Origin of the sequence: Pseudomonas sp. KT_2_4, from assembly GCF_041410225.1 — a bacterium.
GTDB lineage: Bacteria > Pseudomonadota > Gammaproteobacteria > Pseudomonadales > Pseudomonadaceae > Aquipseudomonas > Aquipseudomonas paracarnis.
Genome location: NZ_CP166962.1, coordinates 1,407,459 through 1,430,628 on the forward strand (window position 1 = coordinate 1,407,459; position 23,170 = coordinate 1,430,628).

General features: G+C 60.2%; 22 protein-coding genes. 12 read left to right on the plus strand and 10 right to left on the minus strand.

The genetic code is table 11. The features are described from left to right. From nuoM to AB9N64_RS06235, 4 genes are all read left to right on the plus strand, one after another. On the plus strand, positions 1-1,533 hold the full coding sequence (gene nuoM / locus AB9N64_RS06220) for an NADH-quinone oxidoreductase subunit M (RefSeq protein ID WP_014718913.1): 1,533 nt from the start codon (positions 1-3) through the stop codon (positions 1,531-1,533). A 7-nt stretch (positions 1,534-1,540) separates the two neighbouring features. Continuing rightward, positions 1,541-3,004, plus strand: coding sequence for an NADH-quinone oxidoreductase subunit NuoN (nuoN, locus tag AB9N64_RS06225; protein WP_003174731.1), 1,464 nt, complete (start codon positions 1,541-1,543; stop codon positions 3,002-3,004). 237 nt (positions 3,005-3,241) lie between these two features. After that, positions 3,242-3,592, plus strand: a complete 351-nt coding sequence (locus AB9N64_RS06230; protein ID WP_038450524.1) for a hypothetical protein — start codon at positions 3,242-3,244, stop codon at positions 3,590-3,592. After that, positions 3,582-3,896 carry a DNA-binding transcriptional regulator gene (locus AB9N64_RS06235; RefSeq protein WP_014718915.1) on the plus strand — a complete coding sequence of 105 codons (315 nt, stop codon included), beginning with the start codon at positions 3,582-3,584 and terminating at the stop codon, positions 3,894-3,896. The genes AB9N64_RS06230 and AB9N64_RS06235 overlap by 11 nt, the downstream gene beginning before the upstream one ends. 58 nt (positions 3,897-3,954) lie before the next feature. Here the strand turns inward: AB9N64_RS06235 and AB9N64_RS06240 are convergent, their stop codons facing one another. Together AB9N64_RS06240 and AB9N64_RS06245 are read right to left on the minus strand one after the other, a co-directional pair. Next, a complete protein-coding gene (locus tag AB9N64_RS06240; RefSeq protein ID WP_014718916.1) occupies positions 3,955-4,707 on the minus strand; it encodes an outer membrane beta-barrel protein in 753 nt (250 codons plus the stop codon). A gap of 125 nt (positions 4,708-4,832) precedes the next feature. Beyond that, positions 4,833-5,666: an arylamine N-acetyltransferase gene (locus tag AB9N64_RS06245; protein WP_038450528.1), complete on the minus strand. Its 834-nt coding sequence runs from the start codon at positions 5,664-5,666 to the stop codon at positions 4,833-4,835. 120 nt (positions 5,667-5,786) lie between these two features. Between AB9N64_RS06245 and AB9N64_RS06250 the strand changes: the two genes are divergently transcribed. Beyond that, positions 5,787-6,023, plus strand: coding sequence for a DUF6555 family protein (locus AB9N64_RS06250; protein WP_014718918.1), 237 nt, complete (start codon positions 5,787-5,789; stop codon positions 6,021-6,023). 30 nt (positions 6,024-6,053) lie between these two features. On the opposite strand, the gene AB9N64_RS06255 is transcribed toward AB9N64_RS06250, so the two are convergent. Beyond that, positions 6,054-6,248 (minus strand): DUF6021 family protein, encoded by a 195-nt coding sequence (locus tag AB9N64_RS06255; RefSeq protein WP_005789138.1) that lies wholly within the window; start codon positions 6,246-6,248, stop codon positions 6,054-6,056. 12 nt (positions 6,249-6,260) lie between these two features. After that, positions 6,261-6,440 carry a hypothetical protein gene (locus AB9N64_RS06260; RefSeq protein ID WP_014718919.1) on the minus strand — a complete coding sequence of 60 codons (180 nt, stop codon included), beginning with the start codon at positions 6,438-6,440 and terminating at the stop codon, positions 6,261-6,263. Positions 6,441-6,554: 114 nt separating this feature from the next. Here AB9N64_RS06260 and AB9N64_RS06265 point away from each other — a divergent pair, with 114 nt between their 5' ends. Then, a complete protein-coding gene (locus tag AB9N64_RS06265) occupies positions 6,555-7,076 on the plus strand; it encodes a DUF3087 family protein (protein WP_201914779.1) in 522 nt (173 codons plus the stop codon). A 30-nt stretch (positions 7,077-7,106) separates the two neighbouring features. Here the strand turns inward: AB9N64_RS06265 and AB9N64_RS06270 are convergent, their stop codons facing one another. Then, entirely contained in the window at positions 7,107-7,967 is an 861-nt protein-coding gene (locus AB9N64_RS06270; protein ID WP_168224259.1) for a Dyp-type peroxidase, read from the minus strand. Between the two features lie 138 nt (positions 7,968-8,105). Between AB9N64_RS06270 and AB9N64_RS06275 the strand changes: the two genes are divergently transcribed. Together AB9N64_RS06275 and AB9N64_RS06280 are read left to right on the plus strand one after the other, a co-directional pair. Beyond that, positions 8,106-9,722: an NADP-dependent glyceraldehyde-3-phosphate dehydrogenase gene (locus AB9N64_RS06275; protein ID WP_032902833.1), complete on the plus strand. Its 1,617-nt coding sequence runs from the start codon at positions 8,106-8,108 to the stop codon at positions 9,720-9,722. A gap of 163 nt (positions 9,723-9,885) precedes the next feature. Next, a complete protein-coding gene (locus AB9N64_RS06280; RefSeq protein WP_032902832.1) occupies positions 9,886-10,947 on the plus strand; it encodes an FUSC family protein in 1,062 nt (353 codons plus the stop codon). Between the two features lie 81 nt (positions 10,948-11,028). On the opposite strand, the gene AB9N64_RS06285 is transcribed toward AB9N64_RS06280, so the two are convergent. The 3 genes from AB9N64_RS06285 to AB9N64_RS06295 form a co-directional block, all read right to left on the minus strand. After that, positions 11,029-14,883 carry an Ig-like domain-containing protein gene (locus tag AB9N64_RS06285; protein ID WP_371360055.1) on the minus strand — a complete coding sequence of 1,285 codons (3,855 nt, stop codon included), beginning with the start codon at positions 14,881-14,883 and terminating at the stop codon, positions 11,029-11,031. Positions 14,884-15,098: 215 nt separating this feature from the next. Beyond that, positions 15,099-15,266, minus strand: a complete 168-nt coding sequence (locus AB9N64_RS06290) for a hypothetical protein (RefSeq protein ID WP_155717093.1) — start codon at positions 15,264-15,266, stop codon at positions 15,099-15,101. Between the two features lie 31 nt (positions 15,267-15,297). Beyond that, the gene (locus AB9N64_RS06295; RefSeq protein WP_014718925.1) at positions 15,298-16,029 is read right to left on the minus strand and encodes a TetR/AcrR family transcriptional regulator; all 732 of its coding nucleotides are present in this window, start codon (positions 16,027-16,029) and stop codon (positions 15,298-15,300) included. Between the two features lie 355 nt (positions 16,030-16,384). Here AB9N64_RS06295 and AB9N64_RS06300 point away from each other — a divergent pair, with 355 nt between their 5' ends. Genes AB9N64_RS06300 through AB9N64_RS06315 form a run of 4 tightly spaced genes read left to right on the plus strand, consistent with a single transcriptional unit; the run spans position 16,385 to position 21,002 of the window. Next, complete coding sequence (locus AB9N64_RS06300) at positions 16,385-17,092, plus strand: ABC transporter ATP-binding protein (protein ID WP_038450534.1); 708 nt, start codon at positions 16,385-16,387, stop codon at positions 17,090-17,092. After that, on the plus strand, positions 17,089-18,288 hold the full coding sequence (locus AB9N64_RS06305) for an ABC transporter permease (RefSeq protein ID WP_014718927.1): 1,200 nt from the start codon (positions 17,089-17,091) through the stop codon (positions 18,286-18,288). The genes AB9N64_RS06300 and AB9N64_RS06305 overlap by 4 nt, the downstream gene beginning before the upstream one ends. Continuing rightward, complete coding sequence (locus tag AB9N64_RS06310) at positions 18,281-19,759, plus strand: TolC family protein (protein WP_371360056.1); 1,479 nt, start codon at positions 18,281-18,283, stop codon at positions 19,757-19,759. The genes AB9N64_RS06305 and AB9N64_RS06310 overlap by 8 nt, the downstream gene beginning before the upstream one ends. Further along, entirely contained in the window at positions 19,749-21,002 is a 1,254-nt protein-coding gene (locus tag AB9N64_RS06315; RefSeq protein WP_102666589.1) for an efflux RND transporter periplasmic adaptor subunit, read from the plus strand. Before AB9N64_RS06310 ends, AB9N64_RS06315 begins: the two co-directional genes overlap by 11 nt. Positions 21,003-21,105: 103 nt before the next feature. Here the strand turns inward: AB9N64_RS06315 and AB9N64_RS06320 are convergent, their stop codons facing one another. Together AB9N64_RS06320 and AB9N64_RS06325 are read right to left on the minus strand one after the other, a co-directional pair. Beyond that, a complete protein-coding gene (locus AB9N64_RS06320; RefSeq protein ID WP_200601205.1) occupies positions 21,106-22,500 on the minus strand; it encodes an FAD/NAD(P)-binding protein in 1,395 nt (464 codons plus the stop codon). 22 nt (positions 22,501-22,522) lie between these two features. Next, positions 22,523-23,086 carry a helix-turn-helix domain-containing protein gene (locus tag AB9N64_RS06325; RefSeq protein ID WP_014718931.1) on the minus strand — a complete coding sequence of 188 codons (564 nt, stop codon included), beginning with the start codon at positions 23,084-23,086 and terminating at the stop codon, positions 22,523-22,525. Positions 23,087-23,170 lie beyond the last annotated feature (84 nt).

Genomic DNA, 23,170 nt, shown 5'->3' on the forward strand with positions numbered 1-23,170 from the left:
ATGATTCTGCCCTGGCTAATCCTGATCCCCTTTATCGGCGGCCTGCTCTGCTGGATGGGTGAACGCTTCGGCGCCACCCTCCCCCGCTGGATTGCGTTGCTGACCATGTCCCTGGAACTCGCGCTCGGCCTCTGGCTGTGGGCCCACGGTGACTATTCATTCGCTCCGGCACCGGGTGTCGATCCCACCTTCGCGCTTGAATTCAAGCACGTGTGGATCCAGCGCTTCGGCATCAACGTGCACCTGGCCCTCGACGGCCTGTCGCTGTTGATGATCCTGCTGACCGGCCTGCTGGGTATCCTCTCGGTACTCTGCTCCTGGAAAGAGATCCAGCGTCACGTGGGCTTCTTCCACCTGAACCTGATGTGGATCCTGGGCGGCGTTGTCGGCGTGTTCCTCGCCCTCGACCTGTTCATGTTCTTCTTCTTCTGGGAAATGATGCTGGTGCCGATGTACTTCCTCATCGCGCTCTGGGGTCACAGTTCTTCGGACGGCAAGAAAACCCGGATCTACGCAGCGACCAAGTTCTTCATCTTTACCCAGGCTTCCGGCCTGATCATGTTGGTGGCGATCCTGGGTCTGGTCCTGGTCAACTTCAACAACACCGGCGTGATTACCTTCAACTACGCCGACCTGTTGAAAACCAAGATGTCGCTGACCACCGAGTACGTGCTGATGCTGGGCTTCTTCATCGCCTTCGCGGTGAAGCTGCCGGTGGTGCCGTTCCACTCCTGGTTGCCTGACGCCCACGCCCAGGCGCCGACTGCCGGTTCCGTGGACCTGGCCGGTATCCTGTTGAAGACCGCTGCCTACGGCCTGCTGCGTTTCGCCCTGCCGCTGTTCCCGAATGCCTCGGCCGAGTTCGCGCCGATTGCCATGACCCTGGGTCTGATCGGGATCTTCTACGGTGCGTTCCTGGCCTTCGCCCAAACCGACATCAAGCGCCTGATTGCCTTCTCGTCCGTTTCCCACATGGGTTTCGTACTGATCGGCATCTACTCCGGCAGCCAGCTGGCGTTGCAAGGCGCAGTGATCCAGATGTTGGCCCACGGTGTTTCGGCCGCTGCCCTCTTTATCCTCAGTGGCCAGCTGTACGAACGCCTGCACACCCGTGACATGCGTGAGATGGGTGGCGTGTGGTCGCGCATCGCATACCTGCCGGCGATCAGCCTGTTCTTCGCCGCCGCATCCCTCGGCTTGCCGGGTACCGGTAACTTCATCGGCGAGTTCCTGATCCTGATGGGTGCCTTTGTGCAGACGCCGTGGATCAGTGCCATTGCTACCTCCGGCCTGGTGTTCGGTTCGGTCTACTCGCTGATCATGATCCACCGCGCCTACTTCGGCCCGGCCAAGTCCGACACCGTCCTGCAAGGCATGGACGCGCGCGAACTGATCATGGTGCTCGGCCTTGCGGTACTGCTGATCTTCATCGGCGTGTACCCGCAACCGTTCCTGGACACTTCTGCCGCAACGATGCATGGCGTGCAGCAGTGGTTCGGCACCGCCTTCTCCCAACTCGCTTCGGCCCGGTAAGAGCGCTATGGAATTCACGATCCAACACTTTATCGCGCTTGCGCCGCTGCTGATTACCAGCCTCACCATCGTGGTGGTGATGCTGGCAATCGCCTGGCGCCGCAATCACTCGCAAACGTTCCTGCTGTCCTGCGCCGGGTTGAACCTGGCCCTGCTGTCGATCATCCCGGCCCTCAAGGTCGCGCCACTGGCAGTCACGCCATTGATGATGGTCGATGACTTCGCGCTGCTGTACATCGCCCTGATCCTGGTGGCGACCCTGGCCTGCGTCACCCTCGCCCACGCCTACCTCGGCGAAGGCGGCACCGGCTACCCGGGGAACCGCGAAGAGCTGTACCTGCTGATCCTGCTGGCTGCGGCCGGCGGTATCGTGCTGGTCAGCGCGCAGCACCTGGCTGGCTTGTTCATCGGCCTGGAACTGCTGTCGATCCCGACCTACGGCCTGGTGGCCTATGCCTTCTTCAACAAACGCTCCCTGGAAGCCGGCATCAAGTACATGGTGCTGTCGGCCGCCGGTTCCGCGTTCCTGTTGTTCGGTATGGCCCTGCTCTACGCCGAAGCCGGCAGCCTGAGCTTCACCGGTATCGGCCACGCGCTGGCCGCCACCAACAGCCCGGCGCCGATTGCCCAGCTGGGCCTGGCGATGATGCTGATCGGCCTGGCGTTCAAGCTGTCGCTGGTGCCGTTCCACCTGTGGACCCCGGACGTGTACGAAGGCGCCCCGGCGCCGGTGGCGGCGTTCCTGGCCACTGCGTCGAAAGTGGCGGTGTTTGCGGTGATGGTGCGTCTGTTCCAGATCTCCCCCGCCGCCAACACCGGCGTGCTGAGCAACGTGCTGACGGTGATCGCCATCGCGTCGATCCTGTTCGGTAACCTGCTGGCGCTGACCCAGAACAACCTCAAGCGTCTGCTGGGTTATTCGTCCATCGCCCACTTCGGCTACCTGCTGATCGCCCTGGTGGCAAGCAAAGGCCTGGCTGTAGAAGCCATCGGCGTGTACCTGGTCACCTACGTGATCACCAGCCTCGGTGCGTTCGGCGTCATCACCTTGATGTCGTCGCCGTACAAAGGCCGTGACGCCGACGCCCTGTACGAATACCGCGGCCTGTTCTGGCGCCGTCCGTACCTGACCGCCGTGCTCACCGTGATGATGCTGTCGTTGGCCGGTATTCCGCTGACGGCGGGCTTTATCGGCAAGTTCTACATTGTCGCGACCGGTGTCGAAGCCCACGAATGGTGGCTGGTTGCCTCGCTGGTACTGGGCAGCGCCATCGGCGTGTTCTACTACCTGCGCGTGATGGTCACCCTGTACCTGATCGAGCCAAACCTGCGCCGTGTGGATGCCGAGCTGCATTGGGAACAGAAGGCGGGTGGCGTCATGCTGCTGGCTATCGCCCTGCTCGCGTTCTTCCTGGGCGTGTACCCACAACCGTTGCTCACCCTGGTGCAGCACGCGGTGCTGGGCGTTTGATCGCTTAGATTGATGCAGTAAACAGAACGGCGCCTTTGGGCGCCGTTTTGCATTTCCCAGAAACTTGCTTTTCCCTCCTCGACTCGCTGAATTGTCCTCCTCGATCTACCTCTTCATCTGGCATCTACCCGCTGAAGCCGGCCGTATGGTGTCTGCGTTTTAAGAAAGTTCCCACAGCAAGGTCACTTGACCCAACGCGGGTGGGCCACCAAACTCTACGCAGGCAACGTACAGAACATGGATGCTCTATTTATCGAACTGCCGGCATTCGAGCGGTATCGCAAAGACTATCTGAGTGACGAGCTTTTCCAGGGTTTTCAACAGGAGTTAATGAAAAACCCCGAAGCAGGAGACGTGATCGAAGGGACGGGCGGGTTGAGGAAGGTTCGCTTCATCGATGAACGACGAAACAAAGGCAAGCGCGGTGGCCTGCGGGTCATTTATTACTGGTGGTCAGGCGGTACGCAATTCTGGTTATTCACCTTGTACGGCAAACACGAACAAAACGACCTGGCACCGCAACACAAGAAAGCCCTTAAACACATGCTGGTCAGGGAAATCAAAGCGAGAATGCACAATGAAACGTGACATCTTTTCCGAACTGGTCGAAGGCTTCGACGCTTTGGCCGATGAACGCCAGGGTAAAATCACCCTGCGCAACCACAAAGTGCACCTCAACAAGCTGGCGCCGCTTACCGCAGACGAGGTGATCGCTGTGCGCCAGCAACTCAACCTCTCCCGGTCGGTATTCGCCATGTATCTGCGTACCAACACCCGCACCCTGGAGAACTGGGAACAAGGCCGGGCCAAACCCAACGCCCAGGCCGTCACCCTGATCCGCCTGGTGGCGCGCTTTCCGGAAACCGTGGCGCAACTGGCCGCACTGGGCTGACCTGCAAGCCGAAAAAAAACGCCCCGGCAGTTCGGGGCGTTTTTTCAGTGCAACAGCGTCAGAACGCGATACCCACCTTGAAACCATACTCATCACGCTTGAGCTTGGTGTTATCGGCCACATAGGAGTCGTCGTCGAGCTTGTACTCGGTACGCGTGTAGTACAAGCCCGCCATCACCGGCAGGTCGCCCTTCTGGTTCATCAGCAGGCTGACTTCGGCATAAGGGTTGGTGCGGTCCTTGAGGTCCACGCTGTCGCTGCCAACGCCGTCCACCTTGAGCTTGGCGCGACCGTCGATGGTGCGGCGGGCGCCGGCTTCAACGCGCAGGGTCATGTCATCGAACTGGTGGTTGTAGCCCAGAGCGGCCTTGGCAAACGGCGACTTGTTGGTGAGCTTCATGTCGTAGCCATTGGTGTCCGGCTCGTAGCGGGTCCAGGTGTAACCACCACCCACGATCACGTCGACGAAGTTGCGCGCATCCAGCGCGGCACGCCAGCCGAGGTCGAGGTCAGCCTGGCCTTCCTTGAGCTTGTTATCGCTCTTCTCGCCGTACTTGGCTTCGATACCGGCCTGGTAGATAAAGCCCGACTCGGCGGTGAGCTTGTTGCCGAAGTTGTAGAACAGGCCGGCTTCGGGCATGTGCTCCTTGTCGCTTTCGCTACCGCCTTCAAGTTTGAAGTCGTTGTAGCTGCCCATGATCCCGAACGTGGAAATCGGGTCGGTGGAGGGTGCAGCAAACACCACGCCGGGCGCAGCTACCAGGGCCAGCAGCGAGGTGCTCTTGATGAATTTTCCGAATAGTTTGGACATCGTTTTACATCTCCATTTTAAGGTGGGCAAAGTATTCAGGAATCGGTTCGAACCCTCGCGTTTGCGAAAAGTTCGAACTGATTTGCACCAAAATGGAGAAAAAACGGTTCAGCGAAGGCTCTATCTCAATATTCTTCAGGATTCATGCGAATAAGGCGTTCGACGGCTTCGCGCAGTTGAGGCTGATCCGGCAGCCGAATGCCGAAGGTGTCGCGCAAGAGCCCCAGCAGTTCATCGGCACTCTCAAGCGTGCGCTTTTCGCTGGGTCGATCCAGGTAATGAAGCGCATAGCGGGCGTTGGCCAAAGTATGACGTTGGCCGGGAGCCAGTAGCGCCGCTTTCAACTGCCCCACGAACGGTGACCCCGGGTGCGTTGAGACATACCAGTTGCCGATTTCGTAGTCGATATCGGCCTGCACTTGCAGGTCGAACACATACAAGCCACGCCACTCCTCACCGACCTGGGCCCACAACGTGTAGCTGCCCTGATGGTGTGTCAGGCGAAAAGGCTCATGGGCCGTGGTCTGGGGCGCTTCGTTGTCCAGTTGCAACGGGCTGCTGGGGACCATGCCACCGAAGCCCACATCGGTGATATAGCGCACGCCATCAACGGTCACCAGGCTCAGACGGTGAGTACGCCCGGTGTGGGCGTCCGGTGGCCCGCCAATCACCACACGACCGGTGATGCCACGGGCGTCAAAACCGAGCGCCTGCAACAGCGCCAGGAACAGCTGGTTCAACTCATAGCAATAGCCGCCGCGTCCCTGGTGCAACACCTTCTGCGCGACGCTTGGCAGGTCAATCGGCACCGGCACCTGCATCAGGGTCGACAGGCTTTCAAAGGCGAAGGTGCACACATGGCGCAGTTGCAAGTCCCGCAGGGTCTGCAAGGTCGGCGCCGGTGGCGAGGCATAGCCCAGGCGTTGCAGGTACAGGCGGCTATCCGTGGGTGTGAGCATGGCGCGATCCTCGGGCGCAGGGCAAGAGCGTCACTATGCCGCGCCTCTGCGTACGTTGTCATTTTGAATGAACCTTTTAGAACGACGGCCTATCCATCTATAACAAGACAGGGAGGCAACATGAGTACCGCAAAAATCTACACCATCCACTATCAGCTACACGGTAAACCCAAGTCTTTCGTGGTGCGCGCCGAGGTGATGAACAACGCTGAAGCTTGGCACTGGGCGGCCGTTGATGCCGACATTGCGCATGTCAGCCGCATCGGTCGCGTTGGTCACGAGCAAGTGAAAAAAACTACCCGGCCCTGGGCGGAAAAATACGGTATCAGCGACGTCAGCTGGAACCCGCCCAAATAAACAAAGCCCCGCACAACGGCGGGGCTCGGTTCACTTCTTCAAGTCGCCCAACGGATCGTAGGGCGGCTTTTTCTCAGATGACTTTTTCTCATCCAGCGGTGCAATAGCCGGGCCTACCGGATCAACCTGCGGGTCGGCCACATCGGGCGAGTCCGGGTCAAAACCCAGCTCATCCTTACCACTGGCGTGCTCGTTGGAGTGGGGACCATCGGTACGTTTGTTCATCACATGCTCCTGCTAAAGCGGGCGCGCTTTGTCGTGGAGGTTTTCCAGGTCTTCTTCGACGCGCTCCACATCGTTGTCGGGGCCACGCTCTTTGGGATCGTTGGGACGCAGTGCATCGTTGTCGCGCTCCTCTTCACCCGGCGTGCGGTTAGGATCCGGTGTACCCGGCGGTGGCTGCTTGTGTTCAGACATGACGGCATACCTCATGGGGGCTTCACAGGTTTAGAGAAACCGTGCGCAGCCATCGTTCAACTTCATTGTTGCAAGCATGAGAAGATAAGCGCCCTTTCTGGAGACCTGAACCGGATGTTCGAGCTCAAACCCTGCGACCCCGTCACCTACCGTCAACAAACCCGCCGCAGCACGCTGATCGTGGCCGTGCTATTCCTGGCCCTGGCCATGCTGCTGTCGAGCCTGGCGGTGATGCTGTTCGGCGAACCTGGCGGTGACAACTTTCGCTTCAATGTCGGCGGTGTATTTGCCGCTGTGTTGATCGTCTTGGCGCTGGTGCGTGGTCCGTTCTGGAGCCAGGCCTGGTTGGCGCCAGCGGTGTATGGCTGGCAGCTCAAGCGCAGCCTGATGAGCGTGACCAACGTGATGCACAAGGTCACCGAGCGGGTACAAGCTAACGACCCCACCGCCATCAAGCTGTTGCGTTTCTATCACTTGGGGCTGACGCAGATGCATGAGCTGGACGCCAACTCCAGCGCCCAGGCGCAACTGGTCAGCGAGATTGACGCACACAAGGCGAAGATGCACGCGATGGGGATCGATACCGAACAAACCCGGCTCGATCCCGCGTGGCTGGAAACGCTCAAAAGCGCTTGAGGCGTACCTCAGGACGCAGGCAAAAAGCAGTTAAAAAACCAGACTCAGGTCCAGGCGCCCTTCCCTCACCGGCGGGCACCAGTAATAGCCACCGGTCAGCGGCTTGCTGATGCGATACAGGCCATCGACGATCCCGTCCTCCAACCCGCTCATACGCCGAAGCTGGGCCTCAAACGCATCGAAGGAATGCCCGAAGGCGAGAAACATCAACCCCGCTTGGCCATTCTCGGCCCAGGGCATCGAACGACGTACCACGAAGGCTTCCGGGGTAAAGCTCTCCTGAGCCGTGCGTTTGGTATGGGCCGATTCCGGGGCGTCTTCAAGTTCTTCGTTGTCGCCATGGCGACGGCCGATAATGTGATCACGCTCCTGGGCAGGCAATGCGGCGAAACCGTCGAGATCGTGCTGCCATTGCTGGATCGCGGCAAAGCTGGCGCCGCTGTCGGTCAACGCCGCTTCCACGGCGGCATCGTCGTGAGGGTTCTCTGTGCCGTCTTCGTAGTCGGTCAGGTCAAAACCGGTCTTGTAGCGGAAGCCTTCAATCGATTGCACCAGGCGAAACGCCGGGGCCAGGGCTTTTTCGACGGATCGGCTGCGCAGCAACAATTCCCCTCGATCCGCTCCATGCAGCCATACCCACAACGCCTGCTGGGTGGACGGGTTGTGCGCGCCTGGGGCGCTTACTGAGGGAAATGGGCGCAGCCCTTCAATCTCGGCGCCCAGTGCCTTTACCAGCGGCTCACCGAAACCGACCACCGCCTGCGCATCCGTCAGTTGCACCAGCGCGTCCAATGCTGCGGGCACGGCTTGCAGGGAATCGAGGGCGAAAAACAGATGGCGGGCCTGCAAAGGCACCGGTGCGGCAAGAATGCCCGGCTGGTACTGACTCATGTGAACTCCTTCTGAAAAGCCGCGCAGTTTACCCGGCGCGCACCGCGCTGCGAACAACAATGCGCGTAAGCCTTGCCTTAGAGCCGTCAGTTGGGTGACTCTCTAGTCATGTTTTGCAACTATTCCAGGGGTAGCGACATGACCACCAGCAACCTGCTCGCCCAGCTGTTTCCCACTTCCGGCTCCCAGATTCCCGAGCAATTTCGCCTGGCGGCGCCCATTGAACAGCGCGACTACCTGGTCGATGGCCAGCTGCGGGTGTGGAACGGCCCGCTTGCGCGCGTGCAAAGCCCGGTGCAGTTGGGCGATGAACGCGTGCATATCGGCAGCACGCCGCTGCTGGACGCCGAGACCGCCCTAACCGCGCTGGATGCGGCGGTGCGTGCTTATGACCGTGGCCAGGGTGAGTGGCCGACGATGCGCGTTGTTGAGCGCATCCAGCACGTCGAAGCGTTTTTGCGGCGCATGCGCGAACAGCGCGATGCGGTGGTCAAACTGCTGATGTGGGAGATCGGCAAGAACCTCAAAGACTCGCAGAAAGAATTCGACCGCACCTGCGACTACATCACCGACACCATCAATGCCCTCAAGGAGCTTGACCGCCGCAGTAGCCGCTTCGAATTGGAGCAGGACACCCTCGGGCAAATCCGTCGCGTGCCCCTGGGCGTGGCGCTGTGCATGGGGCCTTACAACTACCCCTTGAACGAGACCTTCACCACGCTGATCCCAGCCTTGATCATGGGCAATACCGTGGTGTTCAAGCCGGCCAAGCTCGGTGTGCTGTTGATCCGCCCGTTGCTGGAGGCGTTCCGCGACAGCTTCCCGGCCGGGGTGATCAACGTGATCTACGGCAGCGGCCGCGAGACCGTGAGCGCGCTGATGGCCAGCGGCAAGATCGATATCTTTGCATTTATCGGCACCAACAAGGCCGCCAGTGATTTGAAAAAACTGCACCCCAAGCCACACCGTTTGCGTGCTGCGCTGGGCCTGGATGCCAAAAACCCGGGGATCGTGCTGCCCGAAGTGGACTTGGACAACGCGGTGAACGAAGCCGTCACCGGCTCGCTGTCGTTCAACGGCCAGCGTTGCACCGCGCTGAAGATCCTGTTCGTGCATGAAGACGTGGTCGAGCGCTTTATCGAGAAATTCAACGCCAAGCTGGCGACGCTCAAGCCCGGCATGCCGTGGGAGGATGGCGTGGCGCTGACGCCACTGCCGGAAGTGGGCAAGGTCGATTACCTCAGCGAACTGGTGGCCGATGCGGCGCGCCATGGCGCCAAGGTCATGAACCCCGAGGGCGGCAGCAGCCGTGGTTCGTTCTTCTACCCGGCAGTGCTGTACCCGGTGAACCCGCAGATGCGCGTCTACCACGAAGAGCAATTCGGCCCCGTGGTGCCGATCGTGCCCTATCGCGACCTGGAGACCGTGATCGACTACGTGCTGGACTCGGACTTCGGCCAGCAGTTGAGCCTCTTCGGCACCGACCCCGTGGCAGTCGGACGCCTGGTGGACACCTTCGCCAACCAGGTGGGCCGTATCAATATCAACGCCCAATGCCAGCGCGGTCCGGACACATTCCCCTTCAACGGGCGCAAGAACTCGGCCGAGGGCACGTTGTCGGTGCACGACGCCTTGCGCGTGTTCTCGATCCGAACTTTGGTGGCGACCAAGTTCCAGGAGAGTAACAAGGCGTTGGTCAGCGATATTTTGCGCAACCGCGATTCGAGCTTCCTGACCACCGACTACATCTTCTGAAGCCAACCCCGTTCCAATGTGCAGACAGGTCAGTGTGGGAGCTGGCTTGCCTGCGATGCCAGCTCCTCGGTCTTTCAGTCAGGTCGCGGTGATGCTATCGCAGGCAAGCCAGCTCCCACATTTGATCAAGCACATTCATACATTTGAGGCCATTTTAAGACTGATGAACCTGCCCTTCTTTGCCCGGCGCCTGCTGCGCCCCTTGCTCGACCCCTACCGCCGCTTTCGCCATGCCAAGCTGATCCACGCCGCGCGCGTGTCGGTGGGGTTGCTGGCAACCATCCTGCTGACCACCGGCCTCAACCTGCCCCACGGTGAATGGGCGTCGGTGACCATGCTGATCGTGATCGGCGGGTTGCAGCACCACGGCAATATCGGCAAAAAAGCCGTCGAGCGCGCCTACGGCACCTTGATCGGCGCCAGCGTCGGCTTGCTGCTGGTGGTGCAGCAGGCTTACTTCGGCCTGCCGTTGCTCACCTACCTGTTGATGTCGGTGGTGTGCGGGTTCTTTTCCTATCACGCCATCGGCAAAGGCGGCTATATCGCACTGCTGTCGGCGATCACGGTGTTTATCGTCGCCGGCCACGGCGATAACCCTATCTCCGATGGATTGTGGCGCACCGTCGATATCCTGATCGGCATTGTGCTGGCCCTGGCGTTTTCCTTTGCCTTGCCGTTGTACGCCGTGTATTCGTGGCGCTACAACCTGGCCAGCGCCCTGCGTGACTGCGCGCAGATTTATAGCCGGATCATCAATGGCCAATCGGTAACTGACGATGAACACCTCAAGCTGCTCAACCGCTTGAACGGGGCGATGGTGCAACTGCGCTCGTTGATGCCGTCGGTGTCCAAGGAAGTGCGGATTTCCATGACTGAACTGGATGCGATCCAGCGGCACCTGCGCCTGTGCATCAGCACCCTGGAGATTCTGGGCAATACCCGGCCGGACCCGCGTGATGAGCAGGCCACGGCTCGGATGCGGGTGATGCTGAAGGCCGAGCATCGGCAGATTCGGGTGCAGTTGGTGGGGATGGCGCGGGCATTGAAGTCGGGGGTGACGGAGCGGTTGGAGCGCAGCGGCTACGCAACCGGCAGTGAGTCTGCGCTGGATGCGCCGGTTTACAGTGCGCTGGATGGGTATCGGTTGTTGACGTTGCAGTTGGCGGCGAATGTGGATGCGATGCGCGGGCGGCTGTCCAAGCATTCGTCGCACTGGAAGATTTGAATTCATGAGCAATTGGGACGGATCAATAGATGACATCGATCCGTCCCTTTTTATTCACCTTTTCAATAAACTCCGTTTCAACTAAAAAATACCATACCCATAGGCGTTTCCAGACCACTGATCACGGTTGAATCCGAGACCATTCGATACCTGGACACTGTAATGAGCGTTGGGGGACTCAGGTGGAATACCTTCATCAACCCAAGCAACATCATGGTTAGGGAACGCGCGTCCAAATGCGCTGTAGAGACTTCGAGCAGTATCATATTTAAGCATGATTGCACCCGAGCTTCTGATTTGGTTGTAGACCGTTTGCCACGGCGCTAACCCGCCGTAGTAGCGACATATCCTACCGCCTCCTGACGTCTGGACGATGTAGCTTTTCGTCTGGCTCGCGGTGTCTGAGACGGTAATTGTTGCACTACCTACCCCTGTGAATGTAAGTCGTCCGCTGTACAAGTCGACGGTAACTACCGATGCATTACTTGAACGGTATGTCAGGGTTCCCGACCCGCCAGTGGCGGTACGGCCAACTGCGCCTGTATATGCCACATCAGTGAACCCGAAGTTCTGTAACACCCATCCACGCAAATTAACGTACAGAGTACTTTCATTCATGGTTATCCCACGCAGGGTCTTGACGGTGTAAATCGTTGGAAGGAACTGGACGGCATTTGCCTTGCTCTCTTTCCCGTTAAACTCCACCTCGATAATTGACGTTAATTCCGAGTTATGAGCCAGCCTTGTCAGCCAGCTACGCAGCACAGCTTTGTCCACGAGCCCATTGGCGGCTTCTGTTTGGGTAATCAAAGCTCCATCGACGGTGAGTACATGCAGAGGTTCCACACCCGAACTGCTGCAGGTGATCCATGCACGTTGCAGGCCCGCACTCAGGGCCCACTTAATGACTGACAGCAACCCATCGCCGGTAAAGGTAGTCAGGTCCAGCGTGCCCCTATTAATAACACCGTTGATGAGTGGCTGCGGTAAGTCCGTGGCCGCAATCGTATCGACTTTCACCGTCTGCACCTGCGACGGGATTGGGTCGGCTACGCCCGTGCGCACCACCGAATACTTCAAGCACACGGTACTGTTCACACTGCGGTGCAAGACCTTGACCGAGGTCAGGTTGAACACCACCGTGCCCCCATCCAACCCATTTTCGACCGCCGTATGGTGGGTACCATCGGCAAAAATCCATTCAAACGTTATGCGATCCCGATTGCTCATACCGGTGTAGCGAACAGTGACCGTCGTATTGTGCTCAATCGGCAGCGGGTCCACCGTCACGTTCGGCCCGGTGTCGGTGGTGCCATTGATAAACGGGTGGGGCAATACGCCCGGCAGGGACTGGATGGTGTAGTGGCGCTCGCGGAACAACACCGCATTGGCCTTGTTGAAACTGCGGTCAAAGCAGACCCAGAAACGGATGGTTAATAGCGTTCCATCCTTGAGCTTGCGCAGTTCGTCCACGGGGGTCGGTGGCAGGATCCCAGTGCGTTCGCCTTCTTCGGTCACGAGGTTGTTGGTGTAGGTGGCCTCGAAGTACGGCGTCTCTGGAACGGTGTCATAGATGCCGCTGTACTCCATCCAGATGCGCTGAGCCCGATGAATGAAGTGCCAGATATTGATCATCGTGCGCTCGGTTCCATTCAACTTGGAGGTCTCGAGCACCGGGGCGTCTCCAATCCCTTCGATGGTCGGGATCGGCAAGGTGGTCAGGTTGAGCAGCAGCAGGTCGAGGATTGGAGAAGGTGTTTCTCGTCCGTTACGTATGAGGAAGTATTGCACGTTGATCCGTTGGCCAAATGGCGCAATATTGGCGCCCACGACTTCAGGCGGGACGGTGAAGTCCACGGTTTTACGGGGGTTGCCGTCTTGGGTTTCACAGTGGCTGCCGATGTCGGGAATGCCGGTCCAGCACGCTCGGATACGGTCGGTCGGTAGCATCTGCGCGAAGGTGACCCGAATGGTCGCACCGGCGGTAACCGCTTCCGGTGCCAATTGGTCGGGGGCTTTGGATGCTTCGAGGACTTCCGGGCAAGGCAGGTCACCCAGCGCCTTACCGACAGTCACTTCGAGTATTTCAGAGCGCAGGGTGCGCCCACCATTCGCGGGGATCATTGAATAGCTCAAGCGAATCACGCCGCCCAGGTTGGTGTCGGCGTAGTGCCGATCCAGCGAAAAGTGCACTGGACTTCCTGCGGTGGCGGGATTCAGGCGGATGTCACCCTGGGTGCTGCCGTCCACAGCCGTCCCTGTCAGGCGCCATGTAAAGACATCGCCATCGTAAGTTTCAGCGTAGGGCAGCGTGATGTCGAGCTGGCCAAACAAGTCATCTGGGTCTAGGTTGTCGTCCTCATCGACCCGGTCGATTTCCGGCCTTGGCATTTCGGCAATACGCTCGCCGAACCGCACATACGTCGACTCCGACTCGCGGATGGCCTGCGTCCCTGTACCCAATGCCCGCATGAGGCCGTCGTCTACCGTGTAGAAAACCCGCACATCGCCCAGCCCGATAAATCGAGCGAAGTTGGCTTGGGTTACGGTACGAAAACGGGTGGGCGGTGGTGGAGCGCCTGCGTTATGGCGTTGTTCGTATTCAACGAGCCCGCCACCCGGTAGAACAGCCTCCAGCCGCAGCCTGACCAGATTATCCGGATCGTAGGGCGTATAGGCCGGGTTCGGATAATTAATGGTGATGTAAGGCTCTTCGGGGTCAATCAAGCCGGCATCGGCCTGCACCACCGTGACTGCCGGCATGTCCGCAATCGTGCCAGAGATCAGGATCGTCAGGGATTGGGACTTGGCCAGTAAGGTGCCCAGCGGGAACTCAAGCCGCCAGGTGATCTTCATCGAGCCTTGGATCAATTGTTTGATGGTGTCGTCATCGACAGGAAACGAAGTCGGCCAACCCGGGTCCGCGCGCTGATCGGTCAGATCGAGTTCAAACGTTGACTCATCGGCGTGAGTACCACTCAAGGTTGCAATGACGCGAGTATTCGCCGGGACAAAACGGCCATCCGGAAGCTGAAAAGGCGTGACTACCTGAACAGCAAAGAATTTCCCTGCATCCTGATCATAATTGACCGAGGTGACCGAGGTGGAGCCGACGAGGAAGCGCGCCCGCCTGAGCAGGCTGGGGTCAAGCTCGGCCTGTACATGCACGGCCTGAGAAAAGTGCTCGACATGCCCGGAGCGGTTTTCCACTTCATCGAGCACCTGATAACGTATCGGTAGGAGGCCGCTGCCGGTGCCGATGACGCTTGCCGGAACTTCCACTTCAATCGGCTTTGCCCCGCTGGCGTGGTCGTCATCGAGTTGGAAAACCACCACCTGCGCGATCGTGTCCCAATACAAAAGAATCTTGTCTCGCACACGTTTACCGGGGTAATCGAGCGTGAACACTACGCCTTGGGCGGCGCGCTCCGGAGTCAAGACTGCGCCGGGCGCTGCGAGGTCGTCCGGCAAGCTGAGCAGCAATTTGTCGTGGTACCCCAGCCCGGGCTGTTCATCCAGGCCAGGTCGCGTGTCCTTGACGAAGACAGTCAGGTCATCTGAGGTACTTGGCGTGCCAGAGCCATTACGGACAACGCGTACAAACACAGGAAAGGATAGCCCCCGCGGTATACTTTCCTCGTTGATGGCCAGTTGAAAAAAGTTTTTGCCTGTTTCCTCTGGTTTGACGGTGTGAAAGCCCAGGCGCAACGTACGGCTGCCGTGGAAGTACTCGCAGGTATCACCCGCTTGCAAATTAATCCAGCGCAAAATGGTTACATATAGGTAAGTATCGAGATGCCGCACGCCTAGGCCCCTGTCAGCCCCAACCACGTTGAGCACCGGGTTCGAGTAGGCCGGCGGGTCGAGATCATTGCGGGGAGTGGATGAGCTTCGCGCTACCGGAAAGCGCTCTTCGGGGGCATGTAATTTGGACATGGCTGAACTCCTTGGCTGGGGCCTTGACGGCTATGGGACAAGGAAATCAGACGCTTGAAAGGGATAGGCGTCTAGCTGTCAAAGATGACAGTGGCGACGAGAGGTAATACAGCGAGCAAAAGCGCCGTTAATACAATGTCCGCACATTCACATTTCTTCTTACATATTTTTCACGTTTTATTCACAAGCCGAGACGTAGTGTGAAGCCTCATCCGTTACAAACGTTGCATATCAAGCCCGCCGCCCCAGCGGGCTTTTTTTTGCCTGCCTTTTGGTGCTGGAAAACGCCCCGCTTTTGTAGGAGCGAGCTTGCTCGCGAAGAACGTAATGACGGCGCGGTTAACCAGAATGCCCGCGTTATCGTTGACGTTATTCGCGAGCAAGCTCGTTCCTACAGGGGTTTGAGGATTGGCTTCAGCGTGTGGCTTGTTCGCGAATGGCGCGCTGGGTATCCAGCACCTTCGCCAACGCCGTTTCAGCCTCTGCACTCTGCTGCGGCACTCGGATCGCTGCCGACACCAAGGTAATCAGCTTGGCCATCACCTCGGCATCCGTGGCGGGGCGGCCCAGGCTCATGGAGTTCATCAGCAAGCGCAGTTCGGTGCCGGCCATGACGCCGGAGATGGCCTTGAGTGCAAATTGCAGGCGCACCCCCAGTTCATTACGTGGCAAATCCGGCAAGGCCAGGGCGAAGGCTTCGAAGAACCGCTGGAACACCGGCTGGTAATGGACCTTGAGGTATTCCTGAATGAACGGCGACGTGTCGCTGTAGACCCGGCCCAGGAAGCGGATGAACGAACGCCCTTCCCCGCTGGCTGGGTCGCTGCGCTCCAGGCCCATGGCCGGGGCAAACAGCACGCCCAGTAGCGTGTCGCAGTCCAGTGGGCCATCGGATTCGGCTTCACAGCGCGCAAGCAATTCCAGGCGCTGCTCGTTGAGCGGCTCCAGGCGCTGCATCAGCAGGGTTTTCATCAGGGAGTCCTTGTCCCCGAAGTGGTAGTTCACCGCCGCCAGGTTGACCTGGGCGCGTTCGGTTATCTGCCGTAGCAACACGGCGTCATAGCCGTACTTGATAAAAAGAGCCTCTGTCGCATCCAGCAGTCGAGTCTTGGTAACGTTTGGAGCGCTGAGTTTCTTCGCGACCATATGGATTCCACGGCGGAAATATTGTTTTAAAAAATAATTTGATTTTTTATACCGGGGCGGCCCGTCGAAAGCAAGTAGTGACACTCCGCCATATCTTGCAAAGCCTGTATAACCGGGCTTTTGAGACCAGGCATGGGATTTTTGTGAGCCACACACAGGTGACGGCGAAATCGCTTCGAGAGAGAAAACCGCTCTACCTCCGTGGCTGGCGAAGCGTCAGGAAGGCAGTTACTATTCAAACAATATTTTAAAAACAAGAAATAAAACCAGTCCGTGACGCGTACAGGCAGCTTCCGAACTTGTTACAAGGGTTTTCGGGGAGCAAGTCGGCACCGTCGAGACTGCAGGCGTAGTCATGATGACACAGACCCCCGCGCAACCCGGCTTGATTTCCCTGCAAGGCATCGGCAAGCGCTATCAGCTCGCCGGGCAAGAGTTGAACATTCTCAATGACGTGTGCCTGTCCATCGCCAGCGGTGACAGCTGCGGTATCCTCGGTGCCTCCGGCTCCGGCAAAAGCACCCTGCTCAACATCCTCGGCCTGCTGGACCTGCCCAACTGCGGCCAATACCACTTTGCCGGCCACGATATTTTCAACGCCACCCCCGATGAGCTGGCGGCGATCCGCAACCAGCAGATCGGCTTCGTGTTCCAGAGCTTCAACCTGCTGCCCCGCCTAAGTGCCCTGGACAACGTCGCACTGCCCTTGAGTTATCGCGGCGTGTCGCGGCATGAATCGGTGGAACACGCCCAGCGCATGCTCGCACAAGTCGGCCTCGCCGAACGCGCCCACCACCGCCCCGCCGACCTCTCCGGCGGCCAGCGCCAGCGCGTGGCCATTGCTCGCGCCCTGGTAGGCAATCCCTCGGTGATTTTGGCCGACGAACCCACCGGCAACCTCGACAGCACCACCGCCCAGGAGATCATGGACCTGCTGTTGAACCTCAATCGTGACCAACAGGTGACGCTGATCATCGTCACCCACGACCCCCACATTGCCGACCGCCTGGAGCGCAAGATCCTGGTGCGCAACGGCGTGGTGCATGAGGCCGGGCGCCCATGAGCCTGCGGGTCGAGCAGAGCCTCAGCCAACTGCTGCATGAAGCGTTTATCAGCCTGCGTACCTTGGGCAAGCGCTCGATTCTGGCGCTCCTGGGGATCGTCATCGGCAGTTCCTCGGTGGTGGCGCTGATCAATATCGGCCACAACGCGGCGGTGGATGCGGCGATGATTTTCAAGGACATGGGTACCGACACCCTCATCGCCCAGTTCCCGCCCAAGGGCAGCAGCAACGTGCCGATGCGCACCCAGCTCGACCTCGACGCGGTGCGCCAGGCAGTGCCAGGCATTGCCCATATCGGCGCGCTCAGCCTGTTCAGCGGGCCCATTGTGTTTCATGGGCGGACCGCCAATGCCAACTTTGTCGGCAGTACTGCGGGCATCCAGGACGCCATGCGCCTGGCGCTGCGTGAGGGGCGCTTCCTGTCACCCTTCGATGCCAACGAAACCTACGGAGTGATCGGCGACCAACTCGCCCAGGCCCTTGGCGCGCCAGGTGACCCGCTGCAACTGGGCGACCGTGTGCGTATCAACGATTATCTGTTTCTGGTGGTGGGCATCCTGCGCAACCAGCCCAGGGCCATGCTGATGCCGGTGCAAGCCAACGAATCGTTGTTTATTCCCGCCGAGGGCATGCGCCGCATCTACGCCAACCCGCAGATCAACAACCTGATCATTCGCGCAGCGCCGGGACAGGACATGGAACGTATCGCCAAGGATGCCGCCGCCGCGCTGCAACCCCAGCTCACCGACCATAGCGTCGACATCACAGTGCCCCAGCAAATGATCGATGGCATGACCCGCCAAAGCCGCACCTTCGCCTACCTGCTGCTGGCCCTCGGCGCAATCTCACTGGTGGGCGGCGGTGTCGGGGTGATGAACGTGATGCTGATGAACGTCTCGGAACGCCGCCGTGAGATCGGCATCCGCATGGCCTTGGGCGCACGCCAGCGGGACATCCGTAATCTGTTTTTGCTCGAAGCGGTCACCCTCACCGCCGTGGGGGCCCTGTGCGGCGCAGTTCTGGGCATGACTGCCGCCTGGGTGTATGCGTGGCTGTCGGGCTGGGCGTTTTCCCTGGCGGTGGCCGCGCTGCCCCTGGGCGTGGGCAGCACGTTGCTGGTGGGGTTGTTCTTTGGCATTTATCCGGCGGTGTCGGCCTCACGCTTGCAGCCGGTTGAGGCCCTGCGCGATGAATAAGTACCTGGCACTGCTCATGCTGATCAGCCTGCCGGGCATGGCCGCCGATGTGGTGATCACCCCTCAGGCACCCAGCACTACCCGCAGCGGCTACGAGCGTAGCGTCTCGCTGAATGCCCAAGCCACCACCATGACCCTGGGGGACGCGGTGTACCTGGGCCTGCGTAATAACCCGGCGATCCGCAGCGCCTACTTGCAACGGGTGGCACAGAAGTTCGACCTGCGCGTGGCCGAAGACGTGTTCAACCCCAAACTCACCCTCAACAGCTATTACCGCAGCACCCGCGGCTCCCAAGACAATGCGCGCAACGCCAACCTCGCGCCCACCAGCAGCCTGCTCGGCGAATACGGCACGCGCTTGAGCATGGCCTGGACCCAGCAGTTGAACAACGCCAACCGCGCCGGCCGCTACCGCAGCGACGGCCTGGACCTGGCGATCATCCAACCGCTGATGCGCGGGGCCGGTTGGGATGCCACCACCGCACCGCTGCGCCTGTCGCGCCTGGCCGAGCAGGCCAACCGCCTGAACCTCAAAGCCACCGTGGCGCAGACCATCAGCCAGATCATCGCCACCTACCGCGAATTGTTGCGCGCCCAGGAACAGTTGGTGATCGTCCAGGAAGCGCTCAAACGCTCCACTACTTTACTGGAGGTGAACAAAGCGCTGATCAGCGCCGGGCGCATGGCCGAGTTCGAGATCGTCCAGACCGAAGCCGATATCGCCACCCAGCAATTAGGCGTGGAAGAAGCGCGCAACCAACTCGACACCAGCCGCCTGGCGTTGCTGCGCCTGCTGGCCCTGGACCTGTCGACACCGGTGCGTGCCACCGAGGCGCTGGAAGCCACCCCCCTGGAGATCGACAAACGCCAGGCCTTCAACCTCGCGCAAAACCAGCAACCGGAATACCTCGCCGCCCTGCTCGGCAGCCAGCAGGCCGACCTCAACCTGGTGATCGCCAAGGACTCCGGGCGCTGGCAAGTGGACCTGGTCGCCGGCGCCAACCAGGTGCGCGCCGCCACCGACAACGACAACGGCCATGACAATAACCGTACCTGGGACAGCTACGCCGGGGTGCAGGTGCAGATCCCCATCGGCGATATCAGCACGCGCCAGGCCGAAGTGCGTGCGCGGGTGAATGTGGAGGATCAGGAAATCCGCATTACCGACGCTCGTCAGGAACTGGAGCGTAACGTCAACAATGTGGTGCGTGACCTCGGCACCCGCTGGCGCCAATATGAAATCTCCAAGCGCGCCGTGGAGTTGTCCAGACGCAAGATCGAGATCGAGCGGGAAAAGCTCAGCGCCGGGCGCTCCACCAACTTTCAGGTGCTGAGCTTCGAGACCGACCTGCGCAACGCCGAAAATGCCCAGCTCAATGCGCTGATCGCTTATTTGAACGCCCAGACCCAGCTCGATCTGACCCTGGGCATGACGCTGGAAAGTTGGGAAATTGCCCTCAATGACTACTAACAGAAAATCCCTGCTGGCCGTTGCCTTGATCCTGCTGTTGGCCGGCGCGGCCGCCGGCCTGCTCATTCAACGCAGCGGGGCTGAGCAAGCGGCTACAGGCGAACAGTGGCTGGCCGTAAAGCCCGACCCATTGGTGCACCAGATCGGCCTGGTGGGCAAGATCGAGCCTGACACCACCGTCGTCCTGACAGCACCGTTCGACGGCAATGTGCTGGCCAACCTGGTCGAACAAGGCCAGCGCGTCGAGGCCGGCCAGGTCCTGTTGCGCATGGACCCGGCGACGCTTGAAATACAGCTGCGCGACGCCCTCTCCGCGCAACTCAAGGCCCGGCGTACCGTGCAGGAAATGCAGGACTGGGGCAGCAGCCCCACCGTCAGCCGCGCCCGTCGCAGTTTACGCACCGCTGAAATGACCGCAGGCAACACCCAACGCAAACTCACCGAGAGCGAAAACCTGTTCAAGCGCGGCATCATCCCGCGCAACGAACTGGATGACCTCAAACAGCAAACCCAGCAACAGCAATTGGACTTGGTGGCGGCGCGCAGTGAGCTGCAACAAGCCCTGGACCAAGGCCAGGGCGAATACCGGCAGATCGCCGAGATGGAGCTGACCAATGCCACGGTGAAGTACCAAGCCTTGCAAACACTGCTCGAAGGCAAGGAGGTCAAGGCGCCCTTCTCCGGCATCGTAGTACCGGCGCCCGGCAACACCAATACCGCTCAAGGTGGCGGCAATAACAACGCGCCGGTGCAGGCCGGCAGCAAGGTCAGCCAGGGCCAGGTGCTGTTCGGCCTGGCCAATATCGAACGCTTGAAAATCGTCGCCAAAGTCTCAGAGCTGGATATCAACCAGTTGCGTCAGGGTCAGGCCGTTGAAGTCATGGGCGATGGCTTTGATGGCGAGCGGCTGTCGGGTTCAGTCAGTGTGGTCAGCGGCCTGGCCATCGCCAGCGACAGCCAGGGCAGCGCGCAGTTTCCGGTGACCTTGTCGATCCCCACCCTGACGCCCCAGCAGTTGCAGCGGGTGCGTCTGGGCATGAGTGCGCGGTTGACGATTGTCACTTATAACAATGACCAGGCGATCGTGATTCCCAGCCAGGCGATCCAGGCGGACATGACGGTGGAGTATCGGGCGGCGATGGATAAACCGGTGCAGCGGGTGAAAGTGACCCCTGGGCAATCGACGCCCCAGGGGGTTGAGGTGTTTGGGCTGACATCCGGGTTTGTGAAAATCTCAAGATAAAAGGAGAACACAATGTGGGAGCGGGCTTGCCCGCGAAAGCGGTGTGTCAGTCACTGCATCTGTTACTGCACTAGCGCTTTCGCCGGCAAGCCAGCTCCCACAGTCAAACCTGTACCAGCCTGGCGGCCAGCGCCTTGGCCTGCAGGGCCACATCGGTCACCGCCGTGCTCTCCCACCACATGCCCCGCAACGGCGGCCCCATGGCGAACAGTCGCTGGCTGACCTGGCCGCGAGCATCCAGCACCGCCCCCGTTGCATCCGCCGCAATCCCCAGCGCCAGCGGCCCAGGCTGGACCAACCCACGCTTGAGCAATTGCTGCGGTAAAGGCCGGGCCACTCGGCGCCAGTCGTATTCGATGCCGCTGGAATTGATCAGCGCAGCGCCCAACACCTGGGTGATCACATCCTCGCCACGGTAGCGCACCGCAATGGCAACTCCCTCTTGCGACGGCACCAAGCCCTTGAACGACGCCGCCTGAATCCGCAATCGCCCTTGCTCCTGCAACCGCGCCACCAACTGCGCGCTCAAGGGCGGCGAACGGTGGTGATGGCTTTCCCACCAAGGCCGTACATGCCGCACGAACTGGCGCTTGTGAGCCTCACTGGCCTGGCTCCACAGGCGTGCTATGTGCACGCGCACCGTGTCCAGCGGTGCCTGCCAGTCAATACCTTGCCTCAGCGCGAGCTGGCATTGGCGTCGCACCTCACGCAGCAATTGTCGGGGGCTGCTCAGGCTGTGGTCAGCGGCGAGGAAGTCGTCCCAGCTCGGCGGTTGCCGGCGTACATGGGGCAACAGGCCGTGCCGCGAAAAAACCTCGATAGGTCCGCGATGCCCGGCTTGTTCCAGGGAGACTACTGCATCGACCATGGTCAGTCCGGAGCCGATGATCAGTACGGTCGATTGTGGGTCGAGACGAGCCATCGCGGGGACATCCCAAGGGTCCAACGCGGCGGCATTCAATCCTGTGGACTCGGTCTGCGGAGTGCGCGCCGCCGCAAACATGCCGGTGGCCAATACCGCACAGGCGCCGCGCAGTTGCTCGCCAGTATCGAGGGTCAACAACGCCGAGGTGGGGTCGACTTGCAGGTCTACCCCTTCGGCGCGGATGTGCTCGACGATCGAGGTGGACACTGCCTTGGCTTGCGCCAGACGCTTCTGGGCGTACAGGCCGAAAAGCCCCCGCGGCGGGAACAGTTCGCTGATGGGCACATGCTGTTGGTACGACTCGGGCCATCCGCCGGCGCTGATGTAGTCGGTGAGCCATTGGGTCAGGTCGTCGGCGTTGTCCGGGTCAACGCTCATGCGCGCCGCATTGCCGTTTAGCGTATGGCCCAATTCGACCGCGCTGTAGGCTTCGCCGCGCCCCAGTTCCGCACGGGGTTCGACTATCAGGATGCGCCGCGTGCCCGGCAGGCGCAGCAGTTGCACGGCCAGCATCGTGCCGCTCAGGCCACCACCGATGATCAGTACGTCTGCAACGCGGGTGGATTCACTCATGCCAGTTCGCCCTTATTGTTGCTCAAATCACCACATTTCGAACAAACCGTACCGCCGCGCTCCCATCATTGCGATAAGCATGGGGCTGGTGGCTGGCGAACATAAAGAACTCTCCAGCCTCGATGACAGTTTCCTGATCACCTATCACCAGCGTCAGGCTGCCCTCGAACACAAACAGTTGTTCGCTCCACCCTTCCAAATCAGGGTCCGGGCAATAACGATCACCAGGCTCAAGCCGCCACTCCCACAATTCGACTTCACGCCGTGCCGTGGCCTTGGCCAGCAACACTGCCTTACTGCCGACAATCTCGCCCGCCCAGGCCAGCTCGTTGATACGGCTGTGGTCCCGCACATCCGGCGCCTGGATCAGGTCACTGAACGCCACGCCCAACGCTTCGGCGACACGGTCCAGGGTCGACAGGCTGACGTTCTTCTCCCCCGCCTCAATCGCCACCAGCATACGCCGGCTGACTCCGGACTTTTCCGAGAGCGCGGTCTGGCTCAAGTCGGCGGCATGGCGCAGGCGACGAACGTTCTGGCTGACGTGCTGCAGGACCGAAGCCCGTTGCGGATTTTCTTTGTGCACTATATTGCTCAATAGGTGGGTGTGCGCAGTATACTGCCCAGCGTGCGGCGCATTGTGCGGTCCGTGCGTTCCCCTTGCAAGACC

Coding starts and splice junctions, on each gene's coding strand:
- nuoN (WP_003174731.1), top strand. CDS start 1,541: ATGGAATTCACGATCCAACACTTTATCGCGCTTGCGCCGCTGCTGATT.
- AB9N64_RS06250 (WP_014718918.1), top strand. CDS start 5,787: ATGAGTACCGCAAAAATCTACACCATCCACTATCAGCTACACGGTAAA.
- AB9N64_RS06275 (WP_032902833.1), top strand. CDS start 8,106: ATGACCACCAGCAACCTGCTCGCCCAGCTGTTTCCCACTTCCGGCTCC.
- AB9N64_RS06245 (WP_038450528.1), bottom strand. CDS start 5,666: ATGCTCACACCCACGGATAGCCGCCTGTACCTGCAACGCCTGGGCTAT.
- AB9N64_RS06235 (WP_014718915.1), top strand. CDS start 3,582: ATGAAACGTGACATCTTTTCCGAACTGGTCGAAGGCTTCGACGCTTTG.
- AB9N64_RS06280 (WP_032902832.1), top strand. CDS start 9,886: ATGAACCTGCCCTTCTTTGCCCGGCGCCTGCTGCGCCCCTTGCTCGAC.
- AB9N64_RS06270 (WP_168224259.1), bottom strand. CDS start 7,967: ATGAGTCAGTACCAGCCGGGCATTCTTGCCGCACCGGTGCCTTTGCAG.
- AB9N64_RS06315 (WP_102666589.1), top strand. CDS start 19,749: ATGACTACTAACAGAAAATCCCTGCTGGCCGTTGCCTTGATCCTGCTG.
- AB9N64_RS06300 (WP_038450534.1), top strand. CDS start 16,385: ATGATGACACAGACCCCCGCGCAACCCGGCTTGATTTCCCTGCAAGGC.
- nuoM (WP_014718913.1), top strand. CDS start 1: ATGATTCTGCCCTGGCTAATCCTGATCCCCTTTATCGGCGGCCTGCTC.
- AB9N64_RS06255 (WP_005789138.1), bottom strand. CDS start 6,248: ATGAACAAACGTACCGATGGTCCCCACTCCAACGAGCACGCCAGTGGT.
- AB9N64_RS06305 (WP_014718927.1), top strand. CDS start 17,089: ATGAGCCTGCGGGTCGAGCAGAGCCTCAGCCAACTGCTGCATGAAGCG.
- AB9N64_RS06260 (WP_014718919.1), bottom strand. CDS start 6,440: ATGTCTGAACACAAGCAGCCACCGCCGGGTACACCGGATCCTAACCGC.
- AB9N64_RS06230 (WP_038450524.1), top strand. CDS start 3,242: ATGGATGCTCTATTTATCGAACTGCCGGCATTCGAGCGGTATCGCAAA.
- AB9N64_RS06295 (WP_014718925.1), bottom strand. CDS start 16,029: ATGGTCGCGAAGAAACTCAGCGCTCCAAACGTTACCAAGACTCGACTG.
- AB9N64_RS06240 (WP_014718916.1), bottom strand. CDS start 4,707: ATGTCCAAACTATTCGGAAAATTCATCAAGAGCACCTCGCTGCTGGCC.
- AB9N64_RS06285 (WP_371360055.1), bottom strand. CDS start 14,883: ATGTCCAAATTACATGCCCCCGAAGAGCGCTTTCCGGTAGCGCGAAGC.
- AB9N64_RS06265 (WP_201914779.1), top strand. CDS start 6,555: ATGTTCGAGCTCAAACCCTGCGACCCCGTCACCTACCGTCAACAAACC.
- AB9N64_RS06320 (WP_200601205.1), bottom strand. CDS start 22,500: ATGAGTGAATCCACCCGCGTTGCAGACGTACTGATCATCGGTGGTGGC.
- AB9N64_RS06310 (WP_371360056.1), top strand. CDS start 18,281: ATGAATAAGTACCTGGCACTGCTCATGCTGATCAGCCTGCCGGGCATG.